Raw genomic sequence first — 22,977 nt, 5'->3', positions numbered from 1 at the left:
CAGGGGGCGGCATTTAAGGAGGAGGAACGATGTCTCAACTCAGTTTTGCCAGCTTCTTTGATCGGGTGAAAGAGGCCGCACCAGCCACCCCCGTTAAGCCCGCATTGCCCGCCGTGAATGCGCAGACGATGCCGCACCGGATGATGGGCATCGAAGAAGCCCGTCGCCGGTTTATCACCGTGTTCGGGGATACCGCCCGCAACCTGCGCCGCTGGGAGGTGTTCAGCGACTTTATCACGCTGGCGGCCAGCGAGCTTGATATGGCGCGTATCCGAACGCCTGAGAACATTGCCCGCAGTCGTGAAATCTGCGCGAAGTACGGAGAACGCGATATCAGCAACCTGCACGAACTTTTCGGCCTGATGGTCTGCGCTCTGGAGGCAAAATTTCACGACTTTCTCGGCGCGATCTTCATGGAGCTGGAGCTGGGCGACGACCGCAACGGGCAGTATTTCACGCCCTATAACGTCCAGTCACTGCTGGCGAAGCTGCTGATGCCGGATATTGACGAGACGATACGCCGCGAAGGGTTCGTGACGGTGAGCGATCCGGCAAGCGGCGCGGCGGGGATGATTGTGGCGTATGCGGAGTTAATGCTTGAGGCGGGCTACAACCCCTCTGAGCAGATGTTCAGTAGCTGCATCGATATTGACCCGATCGCGGCGGATATGGCCTTTATCCAGCTTTCACTGCTCGGTATTCCTGCCGAGGTGGTCACGGGCAACACGCTCACGATGCAGCTTAAAAGGGTGCGGTATACGCCCGTGTACTACATCAACAACTTTGAGAAGCGCCTGGAGGAACAGCGCCGTATAGCTGCCATGCGTAAATTTTTGCAGGGATTAAGGGAGGCCGCGTAGCCGTAAGCAGGGCAGGGGACAACCCTGCCTTTTGCGCCGCTAAAAACATCACGCCCCTGCGGGGCGAACGGTGCGGGCCGCGCTGACGCGCCGCCCCTCTCCGTTCTCCGTGTGTCGTTTTGCCAGCTCTCAACATCCTGGTCTGTCCGGTACATCCTCTGTGCTCTTTCTTCTGCTGTATCTCTCTGAGGGCAAAACAGGCAGAACCATGGCCCCCTTCGGCTCCCCGTCCGTTCCGGCCGGGTCGTCAGCCCGACTGCGCCAGACAGCTGCTGGCGCACCTGTCAGTCTCCGCCGAACCCCTTCGGGTTTCGGGCTCACGCTACGGTCTGATGGCGAAAAGCAACACCCGCGCTTGCAGTGTCCCTACAGGACACGCCGCTTAAACCGTGACGTAAATCAAATTTCCGTCACTTTAATGGCCGGAATGATGCTTTGCCGCCGGCAAATCTTCATTCCGGACGTGCGCATTTTGCCGTCTGAAACAGTCCGTCTTCATCCTTTCGCGGAGGGCTGCTTTTAGCAACAGTCCCTTTTTAAATCCAGGGGTAAATAAACGCTTCGCGCCCCTGGATTTAAAAATTGCCGGTTGCTCATTGCCCTTCGCCGCTCAGTGATGAAGTCGAACAGTTTTTTTATTCAGACAGGGAGAAATGAAAAATGCGCACGCAAAAGGTCAACACCGCCACTAATGAATCAGCCGAACCGTTTAATTCAGGATTTACGGAAAGCTGCCGCGTGGAACAGCCGGAAAGAAAACTCAGGATTGTTCCGTTTCTTTTTTGCTCGCCAGTGGGTGACAAGCTGGCTGCGGACTGGTTACGCCGCAGTTCGGATTACGACGGCGGAAACTGGGATTATTTTTTGATCCCAAAGGGAGTGCAGGGGAAAATTGCGCCGCACACGATAATTACCACGCAGGTCACGACAGGGTTTATTGCGCCAGTCGGAGAGCAGACGTTTAAAATGGATATTGCCGGAAACTATTTCAGCGCGGAGGTCAGTGCTCAGGCTGCGGGCATCATAGCCACGCTGATGGTGATAAACGGACTGTCCTGGAAATTGTCGGCAATGGGTCCGGAATATTCACGACTGTGCGAAGGATTAATTGCCCGTCAGGATGCGCTTAAGGACTATATCAGTATCATTAAGCACCCTGAACGCCATTTAATATGGCGGGCGATTGACTGACCGTTAAGAAGTAAAAAAAGGCTCATTAATGAGCCTTTTTTTACTTCTTAACGATGGCGCTGGATTTTTTGCTCTCCTTGATGGCCCTGTACGTTGCCTCAATTTTACGGGCGTATTCATATCTTCTCTGCGCCTGCTTCTCTGTTTTTCTGAAACCTGCATTATATGCGCCGACTGCCTGCCAGCTTACGCCCCACTTCCTGAATGCGATAGCGAGATAGTAGGCTCCTGTGTAAATATTCATGCACGGGTCCGTAAGCAGATGCTCCGGTTTTATTCCATATCGCGCCAGTTCGTTAAAGTGCTGGGAATCGACCTGCATGAGTCCGGAGCCGAACCCTGAAACCGGATTGTATCCTTTAACGTCCGTGCGAAAATTCGATTCATTCCAGGATATTGCGCGCAATAAATCCGGATCTATTCTGTAATCCTTCCCCGCAAGGTCGAAACAGTCTGCGGCACTGAGCGAACCAGATAAAACCAGCGATATAATCAGGGTGACGATCCGTTTCATTTATTCCTCCGGGCGTTATGCCGGAAATACGTTAATCCATCCCGGAGCCGTATTCAACAAATATGCACTCCTCACCACAAAAGCACCACACCCCACGCAAAACGTACTTTTTGCTGATTGGCTATTCAGTTCAGTAACTTAGCGTTTGAATAATGTGAAATAAATTATTTTAAATTACTAATCAGGTTCACTTGTGACTACTGTATGAATCTCTGGAGATTCGTCAACGATTCATATACGATTCACAATATTGTTTTCATGAAGTTAGGTAATAGTAATTCGCCGGCAATCTGCCATGTGAATCGCCGACGATTCGTTATAAAACTACTGGATGAATCGCAGGCAATCCGCCTGAGCTTTATCGGATAAACGGCGCAGCTCAGGAGTCGAAATATTATCCGTCCACAGCATAAAAAAAGGATCTGAGCTATGGCAAAAATACAGGCATACGTAAGCGATGACGTGGTCAATAAAATAAACGCAATTGTCGAACAGCGGCGTGCAGAGGGTGCCAGAAAAGAAGATGTGAGCAGTTCCAGCGTTATCTCAATGCTCGTTGAGCTGGGGCTGCGGGTTTATGAGGCGCAGATGGAGCGCAAGGAGTCTCCGTTCAATCAGATGCTTTTCAATAAAACGCTTCTCGAAGCTGTCTTAAAATCACAGTTTATTTCCAGCAAGCTGCTGGCAATGGAATCTATGAGCCCTCATTTGACTGGAAACGATAAGTTTGAGTTCAGGTCGATGGTGCAGAACATACGTGAAGATGTTCAGGTTATAGTAAATAACTTCTTTCCGGAAGATGTGGAAAATTCCGAGAGTGATTAACTTTTTTTGGGCTAAAAAAATAATTTTGATCTGCGGTTTTTTAATGACAATAAATGAAGGTAAAGGTATATTTTAAGTGTGACTTAACTAAAATTTGATGCGGCAATTATTGCCGATTCGCTGGTAAGGAGGGATTAGGGCCCTCCCTACCAGCTACCCACTAAAACCTTCAAAGGAGGCTTTATGAGTGCCCGCGATCCTAGTAGCCCTGCCCAAGTAAGTCAATCACTAGATCTTGATAATGCCATTAAGCTCATAGATGGACTTTATTGTAACTCTCCACTTCCTGTTTGTATTCGCAATCAGTTCCGCGAAGTAATTTATAAAAATGATGCATTTAACCATTTCTTTCATCCGTCATCTAAAGATTATGCAGGATTTAGCTTTGATAAAGATGAGATTGAACTTGAGTTATCGAGTATAGAGCTTGAATCGTTTATGATGGGGCCCGGTACTGCAATCTGTCGATCCTTTAGCTTTAAGGGCGAGTATTACCAGTTACGCATAGAAATTCGTGCAGTTGATAATGAACTGTTCGCTGTATGGTTTATAAATTACTTTCCAGATTATAGGGCATTGTTTCATGTTCATGAAAAATCTACCAGCGAATCATTCAATATAGATTTTTTTCTTTCTAATATCACAACCAGAAAAATGATAGCTTTATGTTTTTATGTTTTAGGGTTCCAGCTTACTACAGCATCCAGATACTTAGGTGTTACCGAAAAAGCCATTTCAAACAGGCTTTCGAGTGTGAAAAAAGAAATCAGCAAGCATTTTATAGATCACGACGATTTTAGAGTTTATTGTTTGAAACACGGGGTTTATACCAAGATGATATCTGTTGTTCTCAAAATTATTAATGTTAAGCCAGTGTTAAAAAAATAGTGGATTTTATCCTCTATTGCATAAATTGGAATTGCCATGGCAGGATTGCTGCACGGGATTATTATTAAAGGGATTAATATGATTCGACGCCAAAGGCTCCGAGGTCCAAACATAACCATGTCTATTTATCTGGACCCCGATACAGACCTTCGACTCCTTAAAGCAAAAGACAGAAGTGGTCGTTCAAAATCTCAGGAAGCTCTGCTGAGGCTTCGTGACCACCTGGAGAAATACCCTGACTTCTATAACTCTGAAATGGCGGAGGTGATACCTAATAACTTAAGTAAACATAGTGATGAATAACTTAAGATTTTTTCAGTAATAAATGTTTAGTTAAAGGACTAATGAAATGACTGATGTATCTGTAATGAATGACGTAACTTCTGCTCCAGCTAAAAAGAAATTCAGCAAGCTGGGTTTCCTTAAGGCACTGAAAGTTGCTCTGCCCGTTGCTGCCGTCGCGGCATTCTTCCCTGAAACAGTTCTGGCTGCCTCCACGGGTAAAGATCTGATGGCAAGCGGTGACGATACCGTTAAGGGCACCTTCGGTAAGGACTCCAGCGTCGTCAAATGGGTGATCCTCGCCGAGGTACTCGTCGGGGCCGTCATGTATATGACCACCAAGAACCTGAAGTTCCTTGCTGGCTTCGCAATTCTGTCGGTGTTCGTGACGGTTGGTATGTCCGTAGCCGGATATTAATCCCCCTCACGGGTTAGAACAGATCTCCATTTAATACCTGAAAAAGTATTTATGGGCGCATCGCGCTCAGGGGATTGCTTTGCCCTGAAAACGGCTGGCGGCTTATTTTGCTGCCAGCCGACATGCGGACTTAAATATGGCTGACGACTCTCTCAAAAAATACCGATTCCCGGAAACGCTGACCAACCAAAGCCGCTGGTTTGGCCTGCCCGTGGACGAGCTGATCCCGGCCGCCGTGTGTATCGGCTGGGGTTTCTGGACCCAGCACTACATCCCCGGAATTATCGCGGCGGTGCTGGCGTATCTCGCAATAAAAAAACTCAAGAAAGGGCGGGGAAGCGCCTGGCTGCGCGACCTCGTGTACTGGTATATGCCGACCGCGCTGCTGCGGGGAATATTTCACGACGTCCCGGACTCCTGCTACCGCCAGTGGATTAAATAAACGGAACCGAATACATGGAACATGGAGCTCGCCTTAGTACCCAGCGCGTTATTGCCATCGGTTTTATTTCGATGGGGACGCTGCTGCTTCTGAGCAGCATCACGAACGTTATTCAGGGCGTGAATAACTACCGCCTGCAAAACGAACAAAAAACGGTGGTCACACCGATGCTGTTTCGCGCGCCGTTCGCGGTGTCGCAGAACCAGTCGGATGCCTCCTATCTTCAACAGATGGCGCTCTCGCTAATTGCCCTGCGACTGAACGTGACGCCGGAGACCGTCAACGCGTCTCACGAGCAGCTGCTCACCTACGTGCGTCCCGCCGCGCAGAACGATCTGAAAATCAAGCTTGCCGAGGATGCGAAGCGCATCAAGGACAACAACGTTAACTCCGCCTTCTACATGACCAGCGTGCAGGTGTATCCCGCCATCAGCCGCGTGGAGGTGCGCGGACAGCTGAAAACCTGGATAGGCGACTCTAAACCCTATCCGGACATGAAGCATTACGTGCTCACGTTTGAGCGCGAGGACGGCATCAGCTGGCTCAGCCATTTTGGAGAAATCACCGATGAGAAGAAATAAGCGCCACAGCCTGCCCGCGCTGCTGCTGTTCGTTTGTGGCCACGGCGTCGCAGCGCCTCAGGCGCAGACCGCGACGGTGGTACCGCTCTCCAATGGCGGTCAGGCCAGCATCGCGCTGAGCAATACCGATCCCAATCTCTTCACCGTGGCGGGCGATCGCGTCACGGCCCTCACCAGCCTCGACGGCGAGCTGACCCGCCAGGAGCAGACGGCCAGCGGTGGCGTTATTGTCAGCACCCTGAACAAGAAACCGTTCACCTTCATCCTTGAGACCGAGCGGGGCCTGAACTTCTCAGTGCGTGCCGTACCGCGTGCGGGTGCGGGCAGAACGGTGCGCCTGGTCAGCGAGCTGTCCGGCACGGGAGAGGCGGCACGGAGCTGGGAGGAATCCTCACCGTATGAGACCACGCTGGTCTCCCTCAGCCAGCACCTGCTGGGCGGTAGGCTGCCGGAAGGCTGGTACGAGCTTCCCGTTACCCGCGAGACGCTGACGCCGCCGCCGGGCCTGCTGGCCAGCGCCGAGCGCGTCTGGGTCGGCAACCACCTGAAAGTGGTGCGCTACCGCGTCACTAACAAGACCGCAGAGGCACGCCGCGTGTCTGAAAGCGATTTCTGGCAGAACGGTATCCGCGCGGTGCTGTTTGCCGAACCGGCCCGCAGCCTCATGGCTGGCGGCACGATGCAGGTGTACATCATCAGCAGCGGGGAGGCGAACCATGGCCAGTATTAACGCCATTGTGAAGCGCAAGCAGTTCCTCTGGCTGGGCATCGTGCTGGCCAGCGTCGGCGTGGTGGGCGGGGGCGGCTGGTATCTGGCCGATGCCCGCTATGACGGTGCCTCTGCCGCGCAGGGAGAAAACGAGCCTGCTCCTGATATGACGGGCGTGGTCGACAGCACCTTTGACGCGAAGGTGCAGCAGCACGCCACCACGGAGATGCAGGCCACCGCGTCTGATATGAAAAAACACTACGAAGAGATGCGTCGCGAGCTGGATCTGCTCAGCAAGGGCCAGGCGAGCTACCAGCGTCAGATAGACAGGCTGACCCAGGATAACGCGGCGCTTACCGCGCAGGTCAGCGCGCTGGGCGCAAAACCGGTCACCGCATCGGGCGAACCCGCGCCGCAGCCGCCGGTGCCTGCACCAGGTCCGGAGGGGGAACCTCAGCCTGTGGCCTTTCCGCCGCAGACGCAGGCGGGTGCAGTGCCTCCGCCGACCGCGTTCTATCCGGGTAACGGTGTGACGCCGCCGCCTCAGGTGCAGTACCAGCCTATTCCGGTCCCTAACCAGCTGCGCCGCCAGAGCTTTGTCCGCGAGGATAAAAAGGGCCCGTCCCTGCCGTACATCCCGTCCGGCAGCTTTGCCAGGTCCATGCTGATCGAGGGTGCTGATGCCAACGCGTCCGTAACCGGCAACGAGTCCACCGTGCCGATGCAGCTGCGCATTACGGGCCGCGTCGAAATGCCCAACAGCAAAAGCTACGACCTGACCGGCTGCTTTATCGGTCTTGAGGTCTGGGGCGACGTGTCCAGCGAGCGCGCCATTGTGCGCACCCGCAACATCAGCTGCCTGAAAAACGGCGTCACCATCGACCAGCCGATCAGGGGGCACGTCAGCTTCATGGGCAAGAACGGCATCAAGGGTGAGGTGGTCATGCGCAACGGCAAAATTCTGGGCTGGGCGTGGGGCGCGGGCTTCGTTGACGGCATCGGGCAGGGCGTGCAGAGCGCCTCCCAGCCGTCGGTCGGTCTGGGTGCCACCGCCTCGCTGGGCGCGGGTGACGTCATGAAGATGGGGATTGGCGGCGGTGCCTCCAAAGCGGCCCAGACCCTCAGCGATTACTACATCAAGCGCGCCGAGCAGTATCACCCGGTCATCCCGATCGGGGCAGGCAATGAGGTGACCGTCGTTTTCCAGGACGGCTTCCAGCTGAAGACCATCGAGGAGCTTGCGCAGGAGCAGGAGAAGAACCGGAGCAGTGCCGGCGCTGCTGACAGCAGCCCCGTGCCTGCGCCATCCCTTCCGCAGGGCAACCTCAATGGCTTCAGCACCGATCAGATGCTGAACCAGCTGGGCAAGCTTAACAAGAACCAGTTTATGCCGGACTCCGGCTCTCAGTAACGCACGCAAAGGAACCGCTTAATGAACAGGATTCTCCCTTTCGCACTCTCCCTGGCCAGCGTCCTGACGCTGTCCGGCTGTGCCGGTACGGCCAGCGATTTTGAATGTAACGCCACCACGTCCGACACCTGCATGACCATTGAGCAGGCCAACGAGAAGGCCAAACGCCTTGAGGAAAGTGCGGTAAAGCCGGATGCGGCCGCGCTGCCACGCCTGGCTGAGGGCAACTTCCGCACGGCTTCCGCGCAGCCGCTGACGCCGCCTCCGGTACCTGCACAGTCCGTTGCGTCGCGAAACGCACCGTCCGGCGGATCTCACTTCGTCGCGAATCCGTTTGCGCGCCCTGCTGACGTGAAGCCCGCGAGTAAGACCGCCCCCGTCGTGGCACCGCAGCCGACGTACGAGTCCATCGTTGACCCGCGTCCGCTGCGCCTGGGCGAGAAGACAGCCGGACTGTGGATAGCCCCCTATATCGACACCCGGGACGTGTATCACCAGCCGGGCCGCGTGTTCTTTGTTGTTAAACCGTCCGCCTGGGGTAAGCCCCGCGTTAACTGAGTTTCTTCCCGCCGCCCGACGTGGCGGCCTTTTATCAACAATCCGTCGTTATCACGCGTGCCCTGAAACGTGAAAAGGGATGGGCGGTAGCGTGTCCGGACGACACCGAGCAGGAGATGTCATGGCCGACGAACTCGATCAAATTCAGGAGCAGGAGGAGCTGCTGAACCAGCTGCACATTCAGGCCGCCAGAGGGCGGGGAAACAGGGCAGGGCAGAGTCTGACTCACTGTGAAGCGTGCGGAAATAACATTCCGCAGGAACGGCGCGACGCGGTGCCCGGCGTCCGGGTGTGCGTGGCGTGTCAGCAGCGGCTTGAGTTTCAGTCAAAACAGTATCAGAGGTGGGGATGAACATGAGTAGTGCCGAAAAGGGAAATTTTATGGTTGTGGGCAGCACAGGCGGCGGCAAGACAACGCTCTGTTATGAGGTGCTGAAGAAACGTCTTTCAAGGAAACAGCGCACCGACTGGCTACGCCTGCGAAACGTTGTTCAAAAAAACAGGGAAGACAAGTCATGAGCAACCCTCTGGATACCGTTACACGTACGGTCAACGCGCTGCTGACCGCGCTGAAGATGCCCGATGAGTCCTCTGAGGCCAATGACGTCCTCGGTCAGATGCGCTTCCCGCAGTTCAGCCGCCTGCTGCCGTACCGCGACTACGACGCCGAAACGGGCCTCTTCATGAACGAAAAGACGATGGGCTTCATGCTGGAGGCGCAGCCCATCAACGGGGCCAATGAGACCATCGTTTCGTCGCTGGAAAACCTGATGCGCACCAAACTTCCCCGCGAGGTGCCGGTGGCCATTCACCTGGTCTCCAGCCACCTGGTGGGGCGCGACATCGAGTATGGCCTGCGCGAGCTCTCCTGGACGGGAGAACAGGCCGAGAAGTTTAACGCGATCACGCGCGCCTACTACCTGAAGGCCGCCGAGGAAGGTTTCCCGCTTCCCGATCACCTCAACCTGCCGCTGACGCTGCGCAACTACCGCGTGTATATCTCCTGCTGTGTGCCCCGCAAGCGCGGCAGCAAGGCCAGCGTAATGGAGATGGAGAACCAGGTGAAAATCATCCGCGCCTCACTTCAGGGAGCGCAGATTTCCACCCGCAGCGTGGATGCGGACGCCTTTATCTGTATTGCCGGCGAGATGATCAATCACAATCCGGATGCGCTGTACCCGACGGCGCGCGAGCTCGATCCGCTCAAGGACCTGAACTACCAGTGCGTGGACGATACCTTTGACCTGAAGGTGAAGGCTGACCATATGACGCTGGGGCTGCGCGAGAACGGGCGCAACAGCACTGCGCGCACCATGAACTTCCAGCTGACCAAAAACCCGGAGATGGCCTTTCTGTGGAACATGGCCGACAACTACAGCAACCTGCTGAACCCGGAGCTGTCCGTCTCCTGCCCGTTTATCCTGACGCTGGTCCTCAGCGTCGAGGACCAGGTGAAGGCGCAGAACGAGGCCAACCTGAAGTTTATGGATCTCGAGAAGAAGTCCAAAACCAGCTACGCCAAGTTCTTCCCGGGCGTGGAGCAGGAGGCGAAGGAGTGGGGAGATTTACGCCAGCGCCTGTCGTCCGGTCAGTCCTCGCTGGTGAGCTATTTCCTCAACATGACCGTCTTCTGCCGGGATGACCAAGAGGTTGCCCTGAAGGTGGAGCAGGACGTCCTGAACAGCTTTCGCAAGAACGGCTTTGAACTGATCTCCCCGCGCTTTAACCAGATGCGTAATTTCCTCGTGAATCTGCCGTTCATGGCGGGTGGCGGTCTCTTTAAGCAGCTGCGCGAGTCCGGCGTGGTGCAGCGTGCCGAGAGCTTTAACGTGGCGAATCTCGCGCCGGTGGTGGCCGACAGCCCGCTCGCCACCTCCGGCCTGCTGGCACCGACCTACCGTAATCAGCTGGCGTTTATCGACCTGTTCAGCCGCGGCATGGGTAACACCAACTTTAACATGGCGGTATGCGGCACCTCTGGCGCCGGCAAGACCGGGCTTATTCAGCCCCTGATACGCAGCGTCATCGACTCCGGCGGCTTCGCCGTGGTGTTTGATATGGGCGACGGCTACAAGTCCCTGTGCGAGAACATGGGCGGGGTATACCTCGACGGCGAGACGCTGAAGTTTAACCCGTTTGCCAACATCACTGACGACACCATTGATGAGATGGCCGAGCGCCTGCGCGACCAGCTGTCGGTGATGGCCAGCCCCAACGGGAACCTGGACGAGGTGCACGAGGGCCTGCTGCTCAAGGCGGTGAAGGCCACCTGGCTTGCCAAGAAAAACCAGTCGCGCATCGATGATGTGGTCGACTACCTGGTGATGGCCCGCGACAGCAGAGAGTATGAAGGCTCACCGACCATCCGCAGCCGCCTCGATGAGATGGTGGTGCTGCTGACCCAGTACACCCGCGACGGCGTCTACGGCAGCTACTTCAACTCCGATGAGCCGTCCCTGAGGGACGACGCCCGGATGGTGGTGCTGGAGCTGGGCGGTCTGGAAGACAGGCCGTCCCTTCTGGTGGCCGTCATGTTCTCGCTCATTCTCTACATCGAGAACCGCATGTACCGCACGCCGCGCAGCCTGAAGAAGCTGAACGTGATCGACGAGGGCTGGCGTCTGCTGGACTTCAAAAACAACAAGGTCGGGGCGTTTATCGAGAAGGGCTACCGCACCGCGCGCCGCCATACCGGGTCGTATATCACCATCACGCAGAACATCGTCGACTTTGACTCGGATACGGCCTCCAGCGCCGCGCGCGCGGCCTGGGGCAACTCCTCCTACAAAATTATCCTCAAGCAGTCGGCCAAGGAGTTCGCCAAGTACAACCAGCTGTATCCGGACCAGTACTCGCAGCTGCAACGCGACATGATTGCCCGCTTCGGCAGCGCAAAGGACAACTGGTTCAGCAGCTTCATGCTCTCCGTTGAGCACCTCACGTCCTGGCATCGCCTGTTCGTCGACCCGCTCAGCCGGGCAATGTACTCCTCGGACGGCCCCGACTTCGAGTTTGTACAGCAGCGACGGCGCGAGGGGGCAAGCATTCATGACGCAGTATGGGAGCTGGCCTGGAAAAAGTCCGGACCGGAAATGGCCTCGCTGGAGCGCTGGCTGGAAGAGCATGAAGGGAAGAAAATCCGATGAAAAAACGCACGTTACTCACCGCCTCGCTGATTGCCGGCACGCTGGTTGCCAGCGCGGGCGTCAGCTGGTTGACCTGCCGCCTCAGCATGCCCGCTGTGGCTGCCTTTGACATGAAGGCGACCGTGGATGCCTTCTTTGACAGCGCGAGCCGCCGCTCGCTCGACGAGGCGCAGACGAAGGCGCTCTCGGAGCGCTTTAACGCCTCGCTGGAGGCCAGCCTGCGCGAATGGCAGGTACGTCACCGTGGACTCATCCTCGTTGCCCCTGCCGTGGTGCAGGGGGCACCGGACATCACGCGTGAAATCCAGACCGACGTGGCCCGCCGGATGAAGGAGGGGGCGTAATGCGCGCCCTTGCCCTGAGCATGATGCTGCTGAGTTCAGTTACTGCCGCGTCAGATCTCGGTACCTGGGGCGACCTGTGGCCGGTCGCGGAGCCGGACATGCTGAACGTGATTGAGCAGCGGCTTCAGGCGCTACAGCAGTCCGGCGAGATGGATAAAAAGATGGGAGACTTTAAGGAGCGGGTGATGCGCAACAGCCAGCGCCCGCCGCCCGTGGCGGGGATCACCCGCGCGGTGCGCTATGAGAAGCGCTGGTTTGATCCGAGCGTGCGGGTGGACAGGGATCTGGCTGACGGGCACGGCAACGTCTTTGCCCGCGCGGGCCAGGTGTTTAACCCACTGGCGGTGGTGCCCTTTAACCAGACGCTGCTCTTTATCGACGGCGACGATCCTGACCAGCTGGCGTGGGTCCGGCGCCAGAAGCCCGCCACGCTGGTCTCGCGCATTATCCTGGTGCGCGGCAATATCCCGCAGACCTCGGAGGCGCTCGACAGCCGGATCTTCTTCGATCAGAACGGCGTGCTCACCGCGCGGTTCGGCATCAGCCAGGTTCCGGCCCGGGTGACGGCGGCACCGAGCGGGCTGCGCCTCCGGGTGGAGATTATCCCCCCGCTGCTCACAGAGCATGATGCGGGAGGCACGCCATGAGGACGCTGTTTACCGCACTCATCGGGCTGCTGCTCTGGGGTAACAGCCACTCTGCCTCGGCCGACGCGGCCTGCGACGGTAATTTCGTGAATCCGATCACCGATATCTGCTGGCGCTGCATGTTTCCACTCTCGCTCGGCAGCACGTCGGTGACGGGCGGCGACCTGCCGGATACGAAGAACCCCGGCAGCCCCATCCAGATCTGCCCGATGACGCCTGTGGCGCGAATTGGCCTGGCTATCGGGTACTGGGAGCCGATGGCGCTGACAGACGTGACCCGATCGCCGGGCTGCATGGTGAACCTCGGCGGTTTTTCCATCAACCTCGGCAAGATGGGGATGGGAACTGCGAAGAAAGAGGACAAGGCGGTGAACGGGGCGTTCTACCACGTCCACTGGTACAAGTACCCGCTGACGTACTGGCTGAACATTATCACATCCGTGGGATGCCTTGATGGCGGGGACCTCGATATTGGCTACCTGTCCGAGATTGACCCGACCTGGGGGGACAGTGCCCTGACCTCCATTCTTAACCCGGAAGCGGTCATCTTTGCCAACCCCATCGCGCAGGGGGCGTGTGCTGCCGACGCGATGGCCAGCGCGGCGAAAACCGCCATAGACACGCTGTTCTGGTGCGCAGGCTCTCAGGGGACGATGTATCCCTTCAACGGCTGGGTGAGCAACGAGTCCAGTCCCCTTCAGTCGTCGGTGCTGGTCAGCGAGCGCATGGCGTTCAAGCTGCACCGCCAGGGGCAAATCATGGAGAGCATCGGTGAGAACACGAAGGTCTGCAATGAGTATCCGTCTCCGATCATCCCCAAGACACGCTGGCGCTACCAGATGGTGAACACCCATCCGGACGTGGCGCAGTGCCATCCCTTCGGTCGGACGGTGATGCGCTGGGAAGCGGGGCGTAACCCGCCGAACACGAAGAAAAACTATGGCTATCTGCTCTGGCGCAAGCGTAACTGCGTCTTCCTCTGAGAAAAGGACACCCTCATGAACATCAGGATCGTATCAGGATTACTGCTCACAATGCTCTGCGGCGCAGCGTCAGCAGACACCGGGTCAGATCGCGCGTTCATCCGCGACCAGGAAACCTTCAGCCAGCAGCTGCGGGCGCAGGACCACAGCGCGCTGCGTGACATGCTCTCACAGCAGGTACGGCAGAACCCGCTCCCGGCAGAGGACACCCGCTTTATTGGCGGACTGAAGCAGCGCCAGCAGGAGGCTCAGCAGGACAAGCCGACGCACGGGGCGCTGTATTTTGTCTCCTTTGCCATTCCGGAAACCGGCCTGAAGCGCATGCTGACCGAGGCCCGCCGCTACGACATTCCCGCCCTGCTGCGCGGGATGGTCAACAACGATATGAAAGCCACCGCTGACGCAGTCATGTCGCTGGTCCAGGAAGGCAGCGCCTCCGGCGTGGCCATCGATCCCAACCGCTATCGTGAGTACGGCATCACCAGCGTGCCGTCCCTGGTGGTGTACTGCGAAAGTGGTCACGACGTCATCCGCGGCAACCTACGCCTGAAGCAGGCACTCGGGAAAGTGGCGGAGCAGGGAGACTGCCGCGACGAGGCGCGGGCACTGCTGGAGAAAGGAGGGCAGTCATGAATATCCTGAAAGGGGCTTCTTTCTTTACCTTTACCGCGCTCATCCTGTGTGCGACGAGCATGAGCGCGTTCGCCAGCTCTGATTCTGACTACAAGGCTGGCTCCGACTTTGCAAAACAGATCAAGGGGCAGGGGGAAAGCAGCCTCAGTAACTTCAACCCGTCAGCCACGCTTCCGGGCTATACCGCCTCGCCTGCGGAGACAAAATACTACGGTGGCGTGACGGCAACCGGCGACGGGGCGCTGAAGGCAGATGCGGCCACCGGCTGGACCACCAATGAGGCCACGAAGGCGGTGACCGACGCCTTCATTAACAACCCGAAGGAGACTATCTCTCAGGACGCGCCGTTCATTACCGCCAGTAAGGACGTGCAGGGGCGCGCTGACAGCATCATCGGCCAGACCGGCCAGCTACAGTGCAGCGCGCAGAACATCAGCCGCAGCGAATTCACCAACTATACCTGTGAGCGCGACCTGCGGGTTGAGCAGGCCTGTACGCGCACGGCCAGCATTACCGGCCACTATGAAGATACATCTGAAACAAAACAGATTGTTATCCAGTCTCAGAATATTTCGTTTGCTTCCTCCGAAGCGGGATACACAGGAACATGGACTGCGCCGGTGACAGGGAAGGTTGTTGCTGCAACAGCTACCTATTCCTGGAATAAACGTCTGGCGTTCAGTAATCCTAACTGGTTTATGCGAGTAACCACGCCTTTCGGGTTGATTTCCATGGATAACGATACCGGTAGCCTGGTGCTGAGTAGCGGTATGCAGCTGAAGAAAGGCGCTGGGATGGTGTTTTCCATTCGTACCAGGAGAAACAATCCCACTACAGATTCAATCTGGAAGCACAGCAATATGCGCTACAGCTTCACCGTTACGCTCCAGATTGAAATTCCCGCCAAAAAATGGGTACCAGACGTGGTCTGGAACGAATCCTGCCCGTTCAGCAAGAGCGAAGGTACGCTCAAAAAAACCGAGTGCATCTCGCCAGGCAGCACGAAAACGGTGGTTGTCGACGGCATAACCTATCCGGTGACGCAGGCCTGCTGGCAGTACCGCGACACGTACATGACCCAGGCCGCCGATAACGGCAGCTGCAAAACGTATACGGATAACGCCGCCTGCACGCTTGCCTCGCGCAGCTGCGCCTTCACGGCAGAAGACGGCAGCGGCTGTCTTCATGAATACGCCACGTACTCCTGCGAAACGCGTACCGCCGGAAAGGTCATGATATGCGGCGGGGACACGTTCTGCCTTGACGGCGAGTGTGACCGCGCGCAGCAGGGCAGCAACAACGACTTTGCGCCGGTGGTCTCGGCGCTCGCGGCCCTTGCCGCAGCGGGCAAGGATGCGGCTGCGATTAACAGCGTCAACGTCCGCGCCTTTACCGGCAGCGCGAAGTTCTGCAAGAAATTTGCGGCGGGCTTCAGCAACTGCTGCAAGGATTCCGGCTGGGGCCAGGACGTCGGCCTGGCCAGCTGCAGCAGTGACGAGAAGGCGCTCGGCAAGGCGAAGGAGAAAAAGCTGACGGTAAGCGTCGGAGAATTCTGCTCGAAGAAGGCCCTGGGCGTGTGTCTGGAGAAGAAGCGCAGCTACTGCCAGTTTGATTCAAAGCTTGCGCAGATTGTGCAGCAGCAGGGGCGCAACGGCCAGCTGCATATCGGGTTCGGCAGCGCCAGCAGCCCGGACTGCCGCGGCATCACCCAGATCGAGTTACAGCAAATCAAATTCGACGCGCTGGACTTCACGAACTTCTACGAAGATCTGCAGAACAACCAGAACATCCCGGACAACGATGTCCTGACCCGGCGGGTGCAGGAAGAAATCGCCGCGCAGCTGAAGGCGCAATAAGGAGGTCCCATGAATAAACGCACGTTAATCATCATTGCTGTGGGGCTGACGGCTGTGATGCCTGCCCTGCCGGTGTCAGCAAACGACGCGGGATGGCAGTGGTACAACGAGAGCCAGAGGCGTCCTGATGCCGAATCCACGGTTACGCCGCCCGCCCCCGCACAGCAGGACATTATGGAAAAGCTCGCCACGCTCCAGCAGGCGACGAAGCGCGCCATGTACGAGGCCATTCTGTATCCGGGCGTGGAGAACTTTGTCCGGTACTTCCGGCTACAGAACTACTGGACACAGCAGGCCGGGCTGTTCTCGATGAGCGCCAAAAAGGCGATGCTTGAACATCCGGAGCTGGACTATAACCTCCAGCACAGCCACTACAACGGCACGGTTCGCAACCAGCTGGCCGCCGACTTTGCCGACCAGCGCCGCGCTATCGAGACCCTGGCGCAGCATTACGGCGTGATGTTCTTTTATCGCGGCCGGGACCCGATCGACGGCCAGCTGGCGCAGGTGATCAACAACTTCCGCGAGACCTATCACCTCAGCGTTATACCGGTCTCGGTGGACGGCATCGTAAATCCGCTTTTGCCGGACACCCGTATTGACAGCGGGCAGGCGGCTCGCCTCGGCATCAGCCACTTCCCGGCCCTGATGCTGGCCGACCCGAAAAGCGGCACCGTCAAACCCGTTTCTTACGGATTTATCAGCCAGGACGACCTGGCGAAGCAGTTCCTCAACGTTTCAACCGATTTTGCCCCCAACTTTTAAAACAGGGAGAGTTTCCATGCGCAGATTTCGTTTTCGCCTGCCCGAGTTTGATGTGCCCGGACTCTGGGTTCTGAGCCTGGGCATCTGGTTTCATATCGTGTCGCGACTGGTGCGCCACAACCCGTCCATGGCCGTTACGCTGGCGCAGATAATCGGCCTGTCGATGGCGCTGTGGGGCGGCTACCGCATCGTTAACCGGTGGATCGCGCAGGCACGCGAGGCAGAGAAGCGTCAGGAGGAGGGCGGGCATCATGAAGGCTAACTCAGCGATCGCGGCCGCCGCGCTTATCTTCAGTATGGCCACACAAGCCTCCACGCTGGACGAGATCAAATCGTTGTGGAACCCGCAGGGCATACGTGCAACGACCGGCGCGCAGCAGACAGATACCGTCGCCGCAAGGCCCGCACCCGCCAGACCCCCCGTCTGGTACCGCCTCAGCAACGGGCAGCAGGTCAACCTGGCCGACTGGAAGGTGGTGCTGTTCATGCAGAAACATTGCCCTTACTGCCACAAGTTCGACCCGGTGCTGAAGTCGCTCTCGCAGCAGGTTGGTTTCGGGGTGATGGCCTACACCATCGACGGCCAGGGTGATGCGGCCTTTCCGGAGGCCCTGCCCGCGCCGCCGGAGGTGATGAAGACCTTCTTCCCGAACCTGCCCGTGGCAACCCCGACAACCTTTCTCGTGAACGTAAACACCCTTGAAGCCCTGCCGCTGCTTCAGGGGGCAACGGACGAACAGGGCTTTATGGCCCGTCTGGACACCGTCCTGCAGATGCGCGGAGCGGGTAACAATGGCTGAGCATAATAACGACCTGAAGGAACACGATATGAAGACGTCACAGACGATGCAGGGACTGACAACGCCTGAGCTTATTACGCTGAATGCGCGAAAAAATGACGCCCGTCACGCCGCTTATCTGGAATGGGCGGGCATCCTGCTAATCGCGGGCATACTGTCCCGTATCTTTTTGGCATATGTGTTTGATGCCTGTGTCGACGACTGGCTCAGGGACGGGTACCGGCAGGTAAAAGATCTGTGGAACGTGCTGATGTACTTTATTCCGCTGATTTTTATCGCGCTGAGCGGCGGGCTGGCCGTTGCCGCCGTCGTTTATTCGGTCCTGAACGTCATTGAGACAAACCGGCGGATTTTCTTCCTGAAGCGCAAAATGAAAAAGCGCGCCCTGCTGGCAGGTCAGGAGGACGCCGATGTTCGTCCGTAAACCGCTCTCCATGCTGTGTGGCCTCCTTCTTGCGTGTTCAGCGAGCGTGAGCGCCGACGTGAACAGCGACATGAACAGCTTCTTCAACAAGCTGGGCTTCGCCTCCAATACCAGCCAGCCACAGGTCTGGCAGGGGCAGGCGGCGGGCTATGCCACGGGCGGCTCGCTTTACGCCCGCACTCAGGTTAAGACCGTCCAGCTGGTCTCCATGTCGTTACCCGACATCAACGCCGGGTGCGGGGGCATCGATGCCTACCTCGGCTCGTTCAGCTATATCAACAGCGACCAGCTACAGCGCTTCGCCAAGCAGATTATGTCCAACGCGGCGGGCTACTTCTTTGATCTCGCCCTGCAAACCACCGTGCCGGAAATCAAGACGGCCAAGGACTTCCTCCAGAAGATGGCCAGCGACATCAACAGCATGAACCTGAGCTCCTGCCAGGCCGCACAGGGCATTGTCGGCGGGCTGTTCCCGCGTACTCAGGTCTCCCAGACCAAGGTGTGCCAGGACATTGCCGGTGAAAGCAATATGTTTGCGGACTGGGCGGCATCCCGCCAGGGCTGCACCGTGGGGGGCAGCCTTGATAAGGTACGTGACAAGGCCGGCGTGGCGGATAAAGAGCGCATCACCAAAAACATCAACATCATCTGGAATGCGCTGGGTAAGAACGGCATGTTCAGCGGGAACAAAGAGCTGAGGGAATTCATCATGACCCTCACCGGGACCCTGATTTTTGATGAGAAGGGGAACATCACGCCTCTGCCTGCCCGTACTACCGACCGCGACATCATTAAGGCAGTAATGGAGGGTGGGACGGCGAGAATTTACCACTGCAACGACAGCGAGAAGTGCCTGAAGGTGGCCGCCGACGCGACCGTCACCATCAGCGAAAAGAATGCCCTCAAAAATCAGATAAAGGACATTCTCTCCAGTATCCAGAACAAGGCCGCCACGGACACCGCGCTGACCGACAAGGAGAAGGGGTTTGTCTCCAGCACCACTATCCCGGTCTTCAAGTACCTTGTGGACCCGATGATGCTGGGCGTCTCGGACAGCCTCGTCTACCAGCTGACGGACTACATCGGCTACGACATCCTGCTTCAGTACATCCAGGAGATGGTGCAACAGGCGCGGGCCATGATGGCCACGGGTAACTATGACCAGGCCGTTATCGACAGCATCAATAACAACCTCAACGAAGCCACGCGGCAGATTGCGTCCTTCCAGGCGCAGGTGCAGGTGCAGCAGGACGCGCTGCTGGTCGTTGACCGCCAGATGAGCTACATGCGCCAGCAGGTTTCGGCCCGCATGCTTCAGCGCTATCAGAACAACTATCACTTCGGGGGGGCACGCTGATGCAGGCCATATACGTGATTGCGGGCGGAGACTGGCTGAGCCAGACGCTGAACGCGATAGTGACTTTCATGAACACCGACAGCTGGGCCATCATCCGCCGGATCGTGACTGCGCTCTCGGTGCTGGTCGTGGCCGTCTCCTGGCTGCGCCGCCATAACATTATGGACATGCTGGGCTGGATAGCCACGATCGTTCTGATGTCCCTGCTGGTCAGCGTGCGTACGCCGGTGCAGATTATCGACAACAGCGATCTGACAAAGGTGTACAAGGTGGATAACGTGCCCGTCGGGCTTGCGCTGCCGGCGTCGCTGACGACCACCATCGGGCACGCCCTGGTGCAGGGCTACGAGATGGTCTTTTCGCAGCCGGACAGCGTGACCTACAGCAAGACCGGCATGCTCTTCGGCGCAAACCTGGTCGCGCGCAGTACCGACTTTATGTCGAAGAATCCGGAAATCGCCACGCTGTTCCCGGACTACGTGCAGAACTGCGTGATGGGCGACATCTTCCTCAACGGGAAGTACACCCTTGACGAACTGATGAACAGCACCGATCCCTACACCATCATTTTCTCTAAACCCAGTTCGCTCCGGGGGGTTTTTAACAAGAACAATCAGTTTATGACCTGCGAACAGGCCGCAAATGAGCTTAAACCAAAACTGGCGCTGGATACCCAGACGGGCGGAAAGAGCTGGAGCTATTACGCGCGCTGGATCTTTGGGGGACGTCCGAACCCCGATCTCCTGCTGAACCAGATGCTCGGGGAAAGCTACAGCTATTTCTACAACTCCGGGACGAGCGCCTCGCAGATAATCCGGCAGAACGTGACGATGAACGCCCTGCGCGACGGCATCATGGGCTATGCGGCCCGCAACGGCGACACATCGAGCCTGCTAAATATCGCCACCACGACCTCAATGGAGAAGCAGCGCCTGGCGCACGCCACGGTCGGTCAGGTGGCCCTGCGATCCCTACCTATGTCCCAGACGCTGATTGTGGGGCTGACCATCGGTATCTTCCCCCTCATGGTACTGGGCGGCATGTTTAACGCGGTCACGCTTAACGTGCTGAAGGGCTACGTCATGGCGATTATGTGGGTGCAGAGCTGGCCGCTGCTTTACGCCATCCTGAACAGCTGCATGACGTTCTACGCGAAGGCGAACGGTCCACCGGTGGTGCTCTCCGAGCTGTCGCAGGTGCAGCTGAAGTACTCGGACCTCGCCACCACTGCGGGCTATCTGTCGATGCTTATTCCGCCGCTGGCGTGGGGGATGCTGAAAGGTCTGGGCTCGAGCTTCTCAAGTCTTTACAGCCACCTGGCGTCCTCTGCCATCAGCCCGGCGGCGACGGCGGCCGCGGGAGCGGTGGATGGCAACTACTCTTACGCGAACATGCAGACCGAAAACGTCAGCGGGAACAGTTTCAACACCAACAGTTCGACCCTGTTCGGCCAGATGAGCCATCAGCTGTCTAACGGGGCGACGTCGACGCAGATGCGGGATGGCAGTACGGTGACTGACTCCACGCAGGCGGCGAGCAAGCTGCCGGTGAGCATTAACTTTGCCCGCCAGCTGGCCTCCGCACAGCAGGAGATGGCGCGTGAGGCGCAGACGCAGTCCCAGAGCGCCATGCAGAGCTTCAGCAGCAGCATGTCGAGCACGTGGCAGACCCTCAGCCAGTTTGGCACCAACCGGGGGAATAGCGACACGATGACTCAGGGCGTGGACAGCACCATGAGCGCGCAGGACTCCATGATGGCCAGCAAGATGCGCAGTGCGGTGGAGAGCTACGCGAAGGCGCATAACATCAGTAATGAGCAGGCGACTCAGGAGCTGGCTTCACGAAGTAGTCGCGCTTCTACAGGACTTTATGGTGATGCTAGTGCACATGGAGGTATAGGAATTAAAGCTTTTGGTACTGGTGGTGGTTATAGCTTTAAAGGCGGCGTTAGGGTTGGGGTTGATGGTGAGGATCTTGATTCTCATCAGGCTAGCAATAGTTCACGAGCCAGCCAGGATGCCCGTCATGACGTTGACGCCAAAGCCTCTCAGGACTTTAAAGAGGCCAGCGATTACTTCACCAGCCGCAAGGTTAGCGAGTCCGGAAGTCATACGGATAACAACGCCGCTTCACGCGCGGATCAGCTATCAGCCTCACTGAGTTCAGCAAAACAAAGCCTTGAACAGTACGCGACCAGCCAGGCACGCAGCAAGGAATATGCTGAAATGGCATCCCGTACCGAAAGCATGAGCGGCCAGATTAATGAAGACCTGAACCAGCAGTTTGCGCAGTACGTTCGCAGACAGGCGCCACATGATGCCGACAAGCTGCTGACAGATACGGCATCACCTGAAGTGGCTGATAAGCGCAGGGAGCTGGCCTGGTCGTTTGTACAAAATCAGGTTCAACCTTCGGTGGATAATGAATATTCTGATGCAAAAGACGGGCTTGGTCTTAATATGTCTACTGTATCTTCGGGCGGCGGGAGAGAGGACGTTTTGCTCGACTACGCTGGCCATAAGGGAACGATTGATAATGCAACTACAGATGCAGGAATCAAAGATGATGTAAGAGGTTCTGTAGATGGTATGTTGGTCGAAACACGGGGTAATATTGCAGATACACAGGGTGAAATTAAAGGAGCATTAAAGGCGGTCGATACTCAGTATACAGCACTGGAAAAACATCACAGGTCAGAGGCTCAAAATCAAGATACTGCGTTCAATAAAGAAAAAGCATCGCAAAACGTAATTCCGGGTGCGGATAGCCCTGAAGAACTTCTGGAAAAAGCAAAAAAACTGGAGAATAATCGGAATAAATAATCAGACAGGTGAAAACCTATGAAAGAATTTGTGCGGATTTTGTGGATCTTACTTATACAGTACTTTGCTTGTTGGCTTGCCGGGTGGGCAACATCGGTTACACTCCTATTTCTTACCTTTGTAATAATATGGCAAGGTATATTTGCAGGGGTTAATCATATTATTCGGCAACGGAAGGGTAGTCATAGTAAGAAAGATGTCACGTCGGTAAAGTATATGGCCCTTTCGGTTTTCGCACTCTTTTCCCCCCTACTGTCTGCGCTAATTTTTTGCGGCCTTTCAGTTTACAGAGTATGTCTCATTGGCGGGACCACTGTAGGGGATAAGCCATTCAAAGAACAGTTTATCTTTCATAGCGAATACTTAGGGCAGCCTGATACAGATTCCTCTATAGTTGCACTCTCAAATCCTGCAACTGGTTTGCCGATGTGCGGTATTGTTGACTCGTCTGGTAATGCATATGGAGGGGGGGGGAATAATAGGTGGTAATTAAAGATTTGAGTTTGCTTTGATGTTTTCAA

Annotated in this window: 27 protein-coding genes; 26 read left to right on the top strand and 1 reads right to left on the bottom strand. The window is 56.7% G+C overall.

Annotated features, from left to right (window positions below):
• Window positions 1-29: 29 nt before the first annotated feature.
• Both DBR02_RS25855 and DBR02_RS25845 read left to right on the top strand, forming a co-directional pair.
• Window positions 30-860, top strand: coding sequence for an N-6 DNA methylase (locus DBR02_RS25855; RefSeq protein ID WP_107535727.1), 831 nt, complete (start codon window positions 30-32; stop codon window positions 858-860).
• 660 nt (window positions 861-1,520) lie between these two features.
• Window positions 1,521-2,051, top strand: a complete 531-nt coding sequence (locus DBR02_RS25845; protein ID WP_107535725.1) for an antirestriction protein — start codon at window positions 1,521-1,523, stop codon at window positions 2,049-2,051.
• A 40-nt stretch (window positions 2,052-2,091) separates the two neighbouring features.
• Here the strand turns inward: DBR02_RS25845 and DBR02_RS25840 are convergent, their stop codons facing one another.
• Complete coding sequence (locus tag DBR02_RS25840; protein ID WP_063449770.1) at window positions 2,092-2,565, bottom strand: transglycosylase SLT domain-containing protein; 474 nt, start codon at window positions 2,563-2,565, stop codon at window positions 2,092-2,094.
• Window positions 2,566-2,994: 429 nt separating this feature from the next.
• Here DBR02_RS25840 and traM point away from each other — a divergent pair, with 429 nt between their 5' ends.
• The 24 genes from traM to DBR02_RS27200 all read left to right on the top strand — a co-directional run bounded on the left by traM (window position 2,995) and on the right by DBR02_RS27200 (window position 22,945).
• Entirely contained in the window at window positions 2,995-3,390 is a 396-nt protein-coding gene (gene traM / locus DBR02_RS25835; RefSeq protein ID WP_107535724.1) for a conjugal transfer relaxosome DNA-binding protein TraM, read from the top strand.
• A gap of 183 nt (window positions 3,391-3,573) precedes the next feature.
• Window positions 3,574-4,278, top strand: coding sequence for a PAS fold family protein (locus DBR02_RS25830; RefSeq protein ID WP_107535723.1), 705 nt, complete (start codon window positions 3,574-3,576; stop codon window positions 4,276-4,278).
• A 78-nt stretch (window positions 4,279-4,356) separates the two neighbouring features.
• Complete coding sequence (locus DBR02_RS25825) at window positions 4,357-4,581, top strand: TraY domain-containing protein (protein WP_046622499.1); 225 nt, start codon at window positions 4,357-4,359, stop codon at window positions 4,579-4,581.
• Between the two features lie 46 nt (window positions 4,582-4,627).
• The gene (gene traA / locus DBR02_RS25820; protein WP_046622497.1) at window positions 4,628-4,978 is read left to right on the top strand and encodes a type IV conjugative transfer system pilin TraA; all 351 of its coding nucleotides are present in this window, start codon (window positions 4,628-4,630) and stop codon (window positions 4,976-4,978) included.
• A gap of 136 nt (window positions 4,979-5,114) precedes the next feature.
• Window positions 5,115-5,420, top strand: a complete 306-nt coding sequence (traL, locus tag DBR02_RS25815) for a type IV conjugative transfer system protein TraL (protein ID WP_063449767.1) — start codon at window positions 5,115-5,117, stop codon at window positions 5,418-5,420.
• Between the two features lie 14 nt (window positions 5,421-5,434).
• Window positions 5,435-6,001: a type IV conjugative transfer system protein TraE gene (traE, locus tag DBR02_RS25810; RefSeq protein WP_063931979.1), complete on the top strand. Its 567-nt coding sequence runs from the start codon at window positions 5,435-5,437 to the stop codon at window positions 5,999-6,001.
• Window positions 5,988-6,731 (top strand): type-F conjugative transfer system secretin TraK, encoded by a 744-nt coding sequence (traK, locus tag DBR02_RS25805; RefSeq protein WP_107535722.1) that lies wholly within the window; start codon window positions 5,988-5,990, stop codon window positions 6,729-6,731. Before traE ends, traK begins: the two co-directional genes overlap by 14 nt.
• A complete protein-coding gene (gene traB / locus DBR02_RS25800) occupies window positions 6,718-8,121 on the top strand; it encodes an F-type conjugal transfer pilus assembly protein TraB (RefSeq protein WP_107535721.1) in 1,404 nt (467 codons plus the stop codon). Before traK ends, traB begins: the two co-directional genes overlap by 14 nt.
• A gap of 21 nt (window positions 8,122-8,142) precedes the next feature.
• Window positions 8,143-8,679, top strand: coding sequence for a type IV conjugative transfer system lipoprotein TraV (traV, locus tag DBR02_RS25795; protein WP_107535720.1), 537 nt, complete (start codon window positions 8,143-8,145; stop codon window positions 8,677-8,679).
• A 121-nt stretch (window positions 8,680-8,800) separates the two neighbouring features.
• Window positions 8,801-9,031, top strand: a complete 231-nt coding sequence (locus DBR02_RS25790; protein WP_107535719.1) for a TraR/DksA C4-type zinc finger protein — start codon at window positions 8,801-8,803, stop codon at window positions 9,029-9,031.
• Window positions 9,032-9,033: 2 nt separating this feature from the next.
• On the top strand, window positions 9,034-9,198 hold the full coding sequence (locus tag DBR02_RS26850) for a hypothetical protein (RefSeq protein WP_173937213.1): 165 nt from the start codon (window positions 9,034-9,036) through the stop codon (window positions 9,196-9,198).
• Window positions 9,195-11,825: a type IV secretion system protein TraC gene (gene traC, locus DBR02_RS25785; RefSeq protein ID WP_107535718.1), complete on the top strand. Its 2,631-nt coding sequence runs from the start codon at window positions 9,195-9,197 to the stop codon at window positions 11,823-11,825. The genes DBR02_RS26850 and traC overlap by 4 nt, the downstream gene beginning before the upstream one ends.
• On the top strand, window positions 11,822-12,169 hold the full coding sequence (trbI, locus tag DBR02_RS25780) for a type-F conjugative transfer system protein TrbI (protein ID WP_102750535.1): 348 nt from the start codon (window positions 11,822-11,824) through the stop codon (window positions 12,167-12,169). Before traC ends, trbI begins: the two co-directional genes overlap by 4 nt.
• Window positions 12,169-12,816: a type-F conjugative transfer system protein TraW gene (traW, locus tag DBR02_RS25775; protein ID WP_107535717.1), complete on the top strand. Its 648-nt coding sequence runs from the start codon at window positions 12,169-12,171 to the stop codon at window positions 12,814-12,816. Before trbI ends, traW begins: the two co-directional genes overlap by 1 nt.
• Window positions 12,813-13,799 carry a conjugal transfer pilus assembly protein TraU gene (traU, locus tag DBR02_RS25770; RefSeq protein WP_107535716.1) on the top strand — a complete coding sequence of 329 codons (987 nt, stop codon included), beginning with the start codon at window positions 12,813-12,815 and terminating at the stop codon, window positions 13,797-13,799. The genes traW and traU overlap by 4 nt, the downstream gene beginning before the upstream one ends.
• Window positions 13,800-13,814: 15 nt before the next feature.
• Window positions 13,815-14,432 (top strand): type-F conjugative transfer system pilin assembly protein TrbC, encoded by a 618-nt coding sequence (gene trbC / locus DBR02_RS25765; RefSeq protein WP_107535715.1) that lies wholly within the window; start codon window positions 13,815-13,817, stop codon window positions 14,430-14,432.
• A gap of 59 nt (window positions 14,433-14,491) precedes the next feature.
• The gene (traN, locus tag DBR02_RS25760; protein ID WP_233157813.1) at window positions 14,492-16,288 is read left to right on the top strand and encodes a type-F conjugative transfer system mating-pair stabilization protein TraN; all 1,797 of its coding nucleotides are present in this window, start codon (window positions 14,492-14,494) and stop codon (window positions 16,286-16,288) included.
• A gap of 9 nt (window positions 16,289-16,297) precedes the next feature.
• A complete protein-coding gene (gene traF, locus DBR02_RS25755; protein WP_107535713.1) occupies window positions 16,298-17,053 on the top strand; it encodes a type-F conjugative transfer system pilin assembly protein TraF in 756 nt (251 codons plus the stop codon).
• Window positions 17,054-17,069: 16 nt separating this feature from the next.
• Window positions 17,070-17,315 (top strand): type-F conjugative transfer system pilin chaperone TraQ, encoded by a 246-nt coding sequence (gene traQ / locus DBR02_RS25750; protein WP_102750541.1) that lies wholly within the window; start codon window positions 17,070-17,072, stop codon window positions 17,313-17,315.
• The gene (gene trbB / locus DBR02_RS25745; protein WP_107535712.1) at window positions 17,305-17,853 is read left to right on the top strand and encodes a type-F conjugative transfer system pilin assembly thiol-disulfide isomerase TrbB; all 549 of its coding nucleotides are present in this window, start codon (window positions 17,305-17,307) and stop codon (window positions 17,851-17,853) included. The genes traQ and trbB overlap by 11 nt, the downstream gene beginning before the upstream one ends.
• A 28-nt stretch (window positions 17,854-17,881) precedes the next feature.
• Window positions 17,882-18,277 carry a conjugal transfer protein TrbF gene (locus tag DBR02_RS25740; RefSeq protein ID WP_233157809.1) on the top strand — a complete coding sequence of 132 codons (396 nt, stop codon included), beginning with the start codon at window positions 17,882-17,884 and terminating at the stop codon, window positions 18,275-18,277.
• Complete coding sequence (traH, locus tag DBR02_RS25735; protein ID WP_107535710.1) at window positions 18,264-19,634, top strand: conjugal transfer pilus assembly protein TraH; 1,371 nt, start codon at window positions 18,264-18,266, stop codon at window positions 19,632-19,634. Before DBR02_RS25740 ends, traH begins: the two co-directional genes overlap by 14 nt.
• The gene (gene traG / locus DBR02_RS25730; protein WP_107535709.1) at window positions 19,634-22,456 is read left to right on the top strand and encodes a conjugal transfer mating-pair stabilization protein TraG; all 2,823 of its coding nucleotides are present in this window, start codon (window positions 19,634-19,636) and stop codon (window positions 22,454-22,456) included. Before traH ends, traG begins: the two co-directional genes overlap by 1 nt.
• Window positions 22,457-22,474: 18 nt before the next feature.
• Window positions 22,475-22,945: a hypothetical protein gene (locus DBR02_RS27200; RefSeq protein WP_107535708.1), complete on the top strand. Its 471-nt coding sequence runs from the start codon at window positions 22,475-22,477 to the stop codon at window positions 22,943-22,945.
• Window positions 22,946-22,977: the final 32 nt, after the last annotated feature.

It is taken from the genome of Enterobacter cloacae complex sp. (assembly GCF_900322725.1).
GTDB classification, from domain to species: Bacteria; Pseudomonadota; Gammaproteobacteria; order Enterobacterales; family Enterobacteriaceae; genus Enterobacter; species Enterobacter quasihormaechei.
This window is presented reverse-complemented; position numbering and strand designations above follow the sequence as displayed.

What these genes read in the sequence shown, in the direction of transcription:
- traF (WP_107535713.1), top strand. Translation starts at nt 16,298, where the DNA reads ATGAATAAACGCACGTTAATCATCATTGCTGTGGGGCTGACGGCTGTG.
- traK (WP_107535722.1), top strand. Translation starts at nt 5,988, where the DNA reads ATGAGAAGAAATAAGCGCCACAGCCTGCCCGCGCTGCTGCTGTTCGTT.
- DBR02_RS27200 (WP_107535708.1), top strand. Translation starts at nt 22,475, where the DNA reads ATGAAAGAATTTGTGCGGATTTTGTGGATCTTACTTATACAGTACTTT.
- DBR02_RS25840 (WP_063449770.1), bottom strand. Translation starts at nt 2,565, where the DNA reads ATGAAACGGATCGTCACCCTGATTATATCGCTGGTTTTATCTGGTTCG.
- traN (WP_233157813.1), top strand. Translation starts at nt 14,492, where the DNA reads ATGAGCGCGTTCGCCAGCTCTGATTCTGACTACAAGGCTGGCTCCGAC.
- traW (WP_107535717.1), top strand. Translation starts at nt 12,169, where the DNA reads ATGCGCGCCCTTGCCCTGAGCATGATGCTGCTGAGTTCAGTTACTGCC.
- traH (WP_107535710.1), top strand. Translation starts at nt 18,264, where the DNA reads ATGTTCGTCCGTAAACCGCTCTCCATGCTGTGTGGCCTCCTTCTTGCG.
- traG (WP_107535709.1), top strand. Translation starts at nt 19,634, where the DNA reads ATGCAGGCCATATACGTGATTGCGGGCGGAGACTGGCTGAGCCAGACG.
- DBR02_RS25830 (WP_107535723.1), top strand. Translation starts at nt 3,574, where the DNA reads ATGAGTGCCCGCGATCCTAGTAGCCCTGCCCAAGTAAGTCAATCACTA.
- traB (WP_107535721.1), top strand. Translation starts at nt 6,718, where the DNA reads ATGGCCAGTATTAACGCCATTGTGAAGCGCAAGCAGTTCCTCTGGCTG.
- trbB (WP_107535712.1), top strand. Translation starts at nt 17,305, where the DNA reads ATGAAGGCTAACTCAGCGATCGCGGCCGCCGCGCTTATCTTCAGTATG.
- traV (WP_107535720.1), top strand. Translation starts at nt 8,143, where the DNA reads ATGAACAGGATTCTCCCTTTCGCACTCTCCCTGGCCAGCGTCCTGACG.
- traL (WP_063449767.1), top strand. Translation starts at nt 5,115, where the DNA reads ATGGCTGACGACTCTCTCAAAAAATACCGATTCCCGGAAACGCTGACC.
- traC (WP_107535718.1), top strand. Translation starts at nt 9,195, where the DNA reads ATGAGCAACCCTCTGGATACCGTTACACGTACGGTCAACGCGCTGCTG.
- DBR02_RS25825 (WP_046622499.1), top strand. Translation starts at nt 4,357, where the DNA reads ATGATTCGACGCCAAAGGCTCCGAGGTCCAAACATAACCATGTCTATT.
- DBR02_RS25740 (WP_233157809.1), top strand. Translation starts at nt 17,882, where the DNA reads ATGAAGACGTCACAGACGATGCAGGGACTGACAACGCCTGAGCTTATT.
- traQ (WP_102750541.1), top strand. Translation starts at nt 17,070, where the DNA reads ATGCGCAGATTTCGTTTTCGCCTGCCCGAGTTTGATGTGCCCGGACTC.
- DBR02_RS25845 (WP_107535725.1), top strand. Translation starts at nt 1,521, where the DNA reads ATGCGCACGCAAAAGGTCAACACCGCCACTAATGAATCAGCCGAACCG.
- traM (WP_107535724.1), top strand. Translation starts at nt 2,995, where the DNA reads ATGGCAAAAATACAGGCATACGTAAGCGATGACGTGGTCAATAAAATA.
- DBR02_RS25790 (WP_107535719.1), top strand. Translation starts at nt 8,801, where the DNA reads ATGGCCGACGAACTCGATCAAATTCAGGAGCAGGAGGAGCTGCTGAAC.
- DBR02_RS26850 (WP_173937213.1), top strand. Translation starts at nt 9,034, where the DNA reads ATGAGTAGTGCCGAAAAGGGAAATTTTATGGTTGTGGGCAGCACAGGC.
- DBR02_RS25855 (WP_107535727.1), top strand. Translation starts at nt 30, where the DNA reads ATGTCTCAACTCAGTTTTGCCAGCTTCTTTGATCGGGTGAAAGAGGCC.
- trbI (WP_102750535.1), top strand. Translation starts at nt 11,822, where the DNA reads ATGAAAAAACGCACGTTACTCACCGCCTCGCTGATTGCCGGCACGCTG.
- traU (WP_107535716.1), top strand. Translation starts at nt 12,813, where the DNA reads ATGAGGACGCTGTTTACCGCACTCATCGGGCTGCTGCTCTGGGGTAAC.
- traE (WP_063931979.1), top strand. Translation starts at nt 5,435, where the DNA reads ATGGAACATGGAGCTCGCCTTAGTACCCAGCGCGTTATTGCCATCGGT.
- traA (WP_046622497.1), top strand. Translation starts at nt 4,628, where the DNA reads ATGACTGATGTATCTGTAATGAATGACGTAACTTCTGCTCCAGCTAAA.
- trbC (WP_107535715.1), top strand. Translation starts at nt 13,815, where the DNA reads ATGAACATCAGGATCGTATCAGGATTACTGCTCACAATGCTCTGCGGC.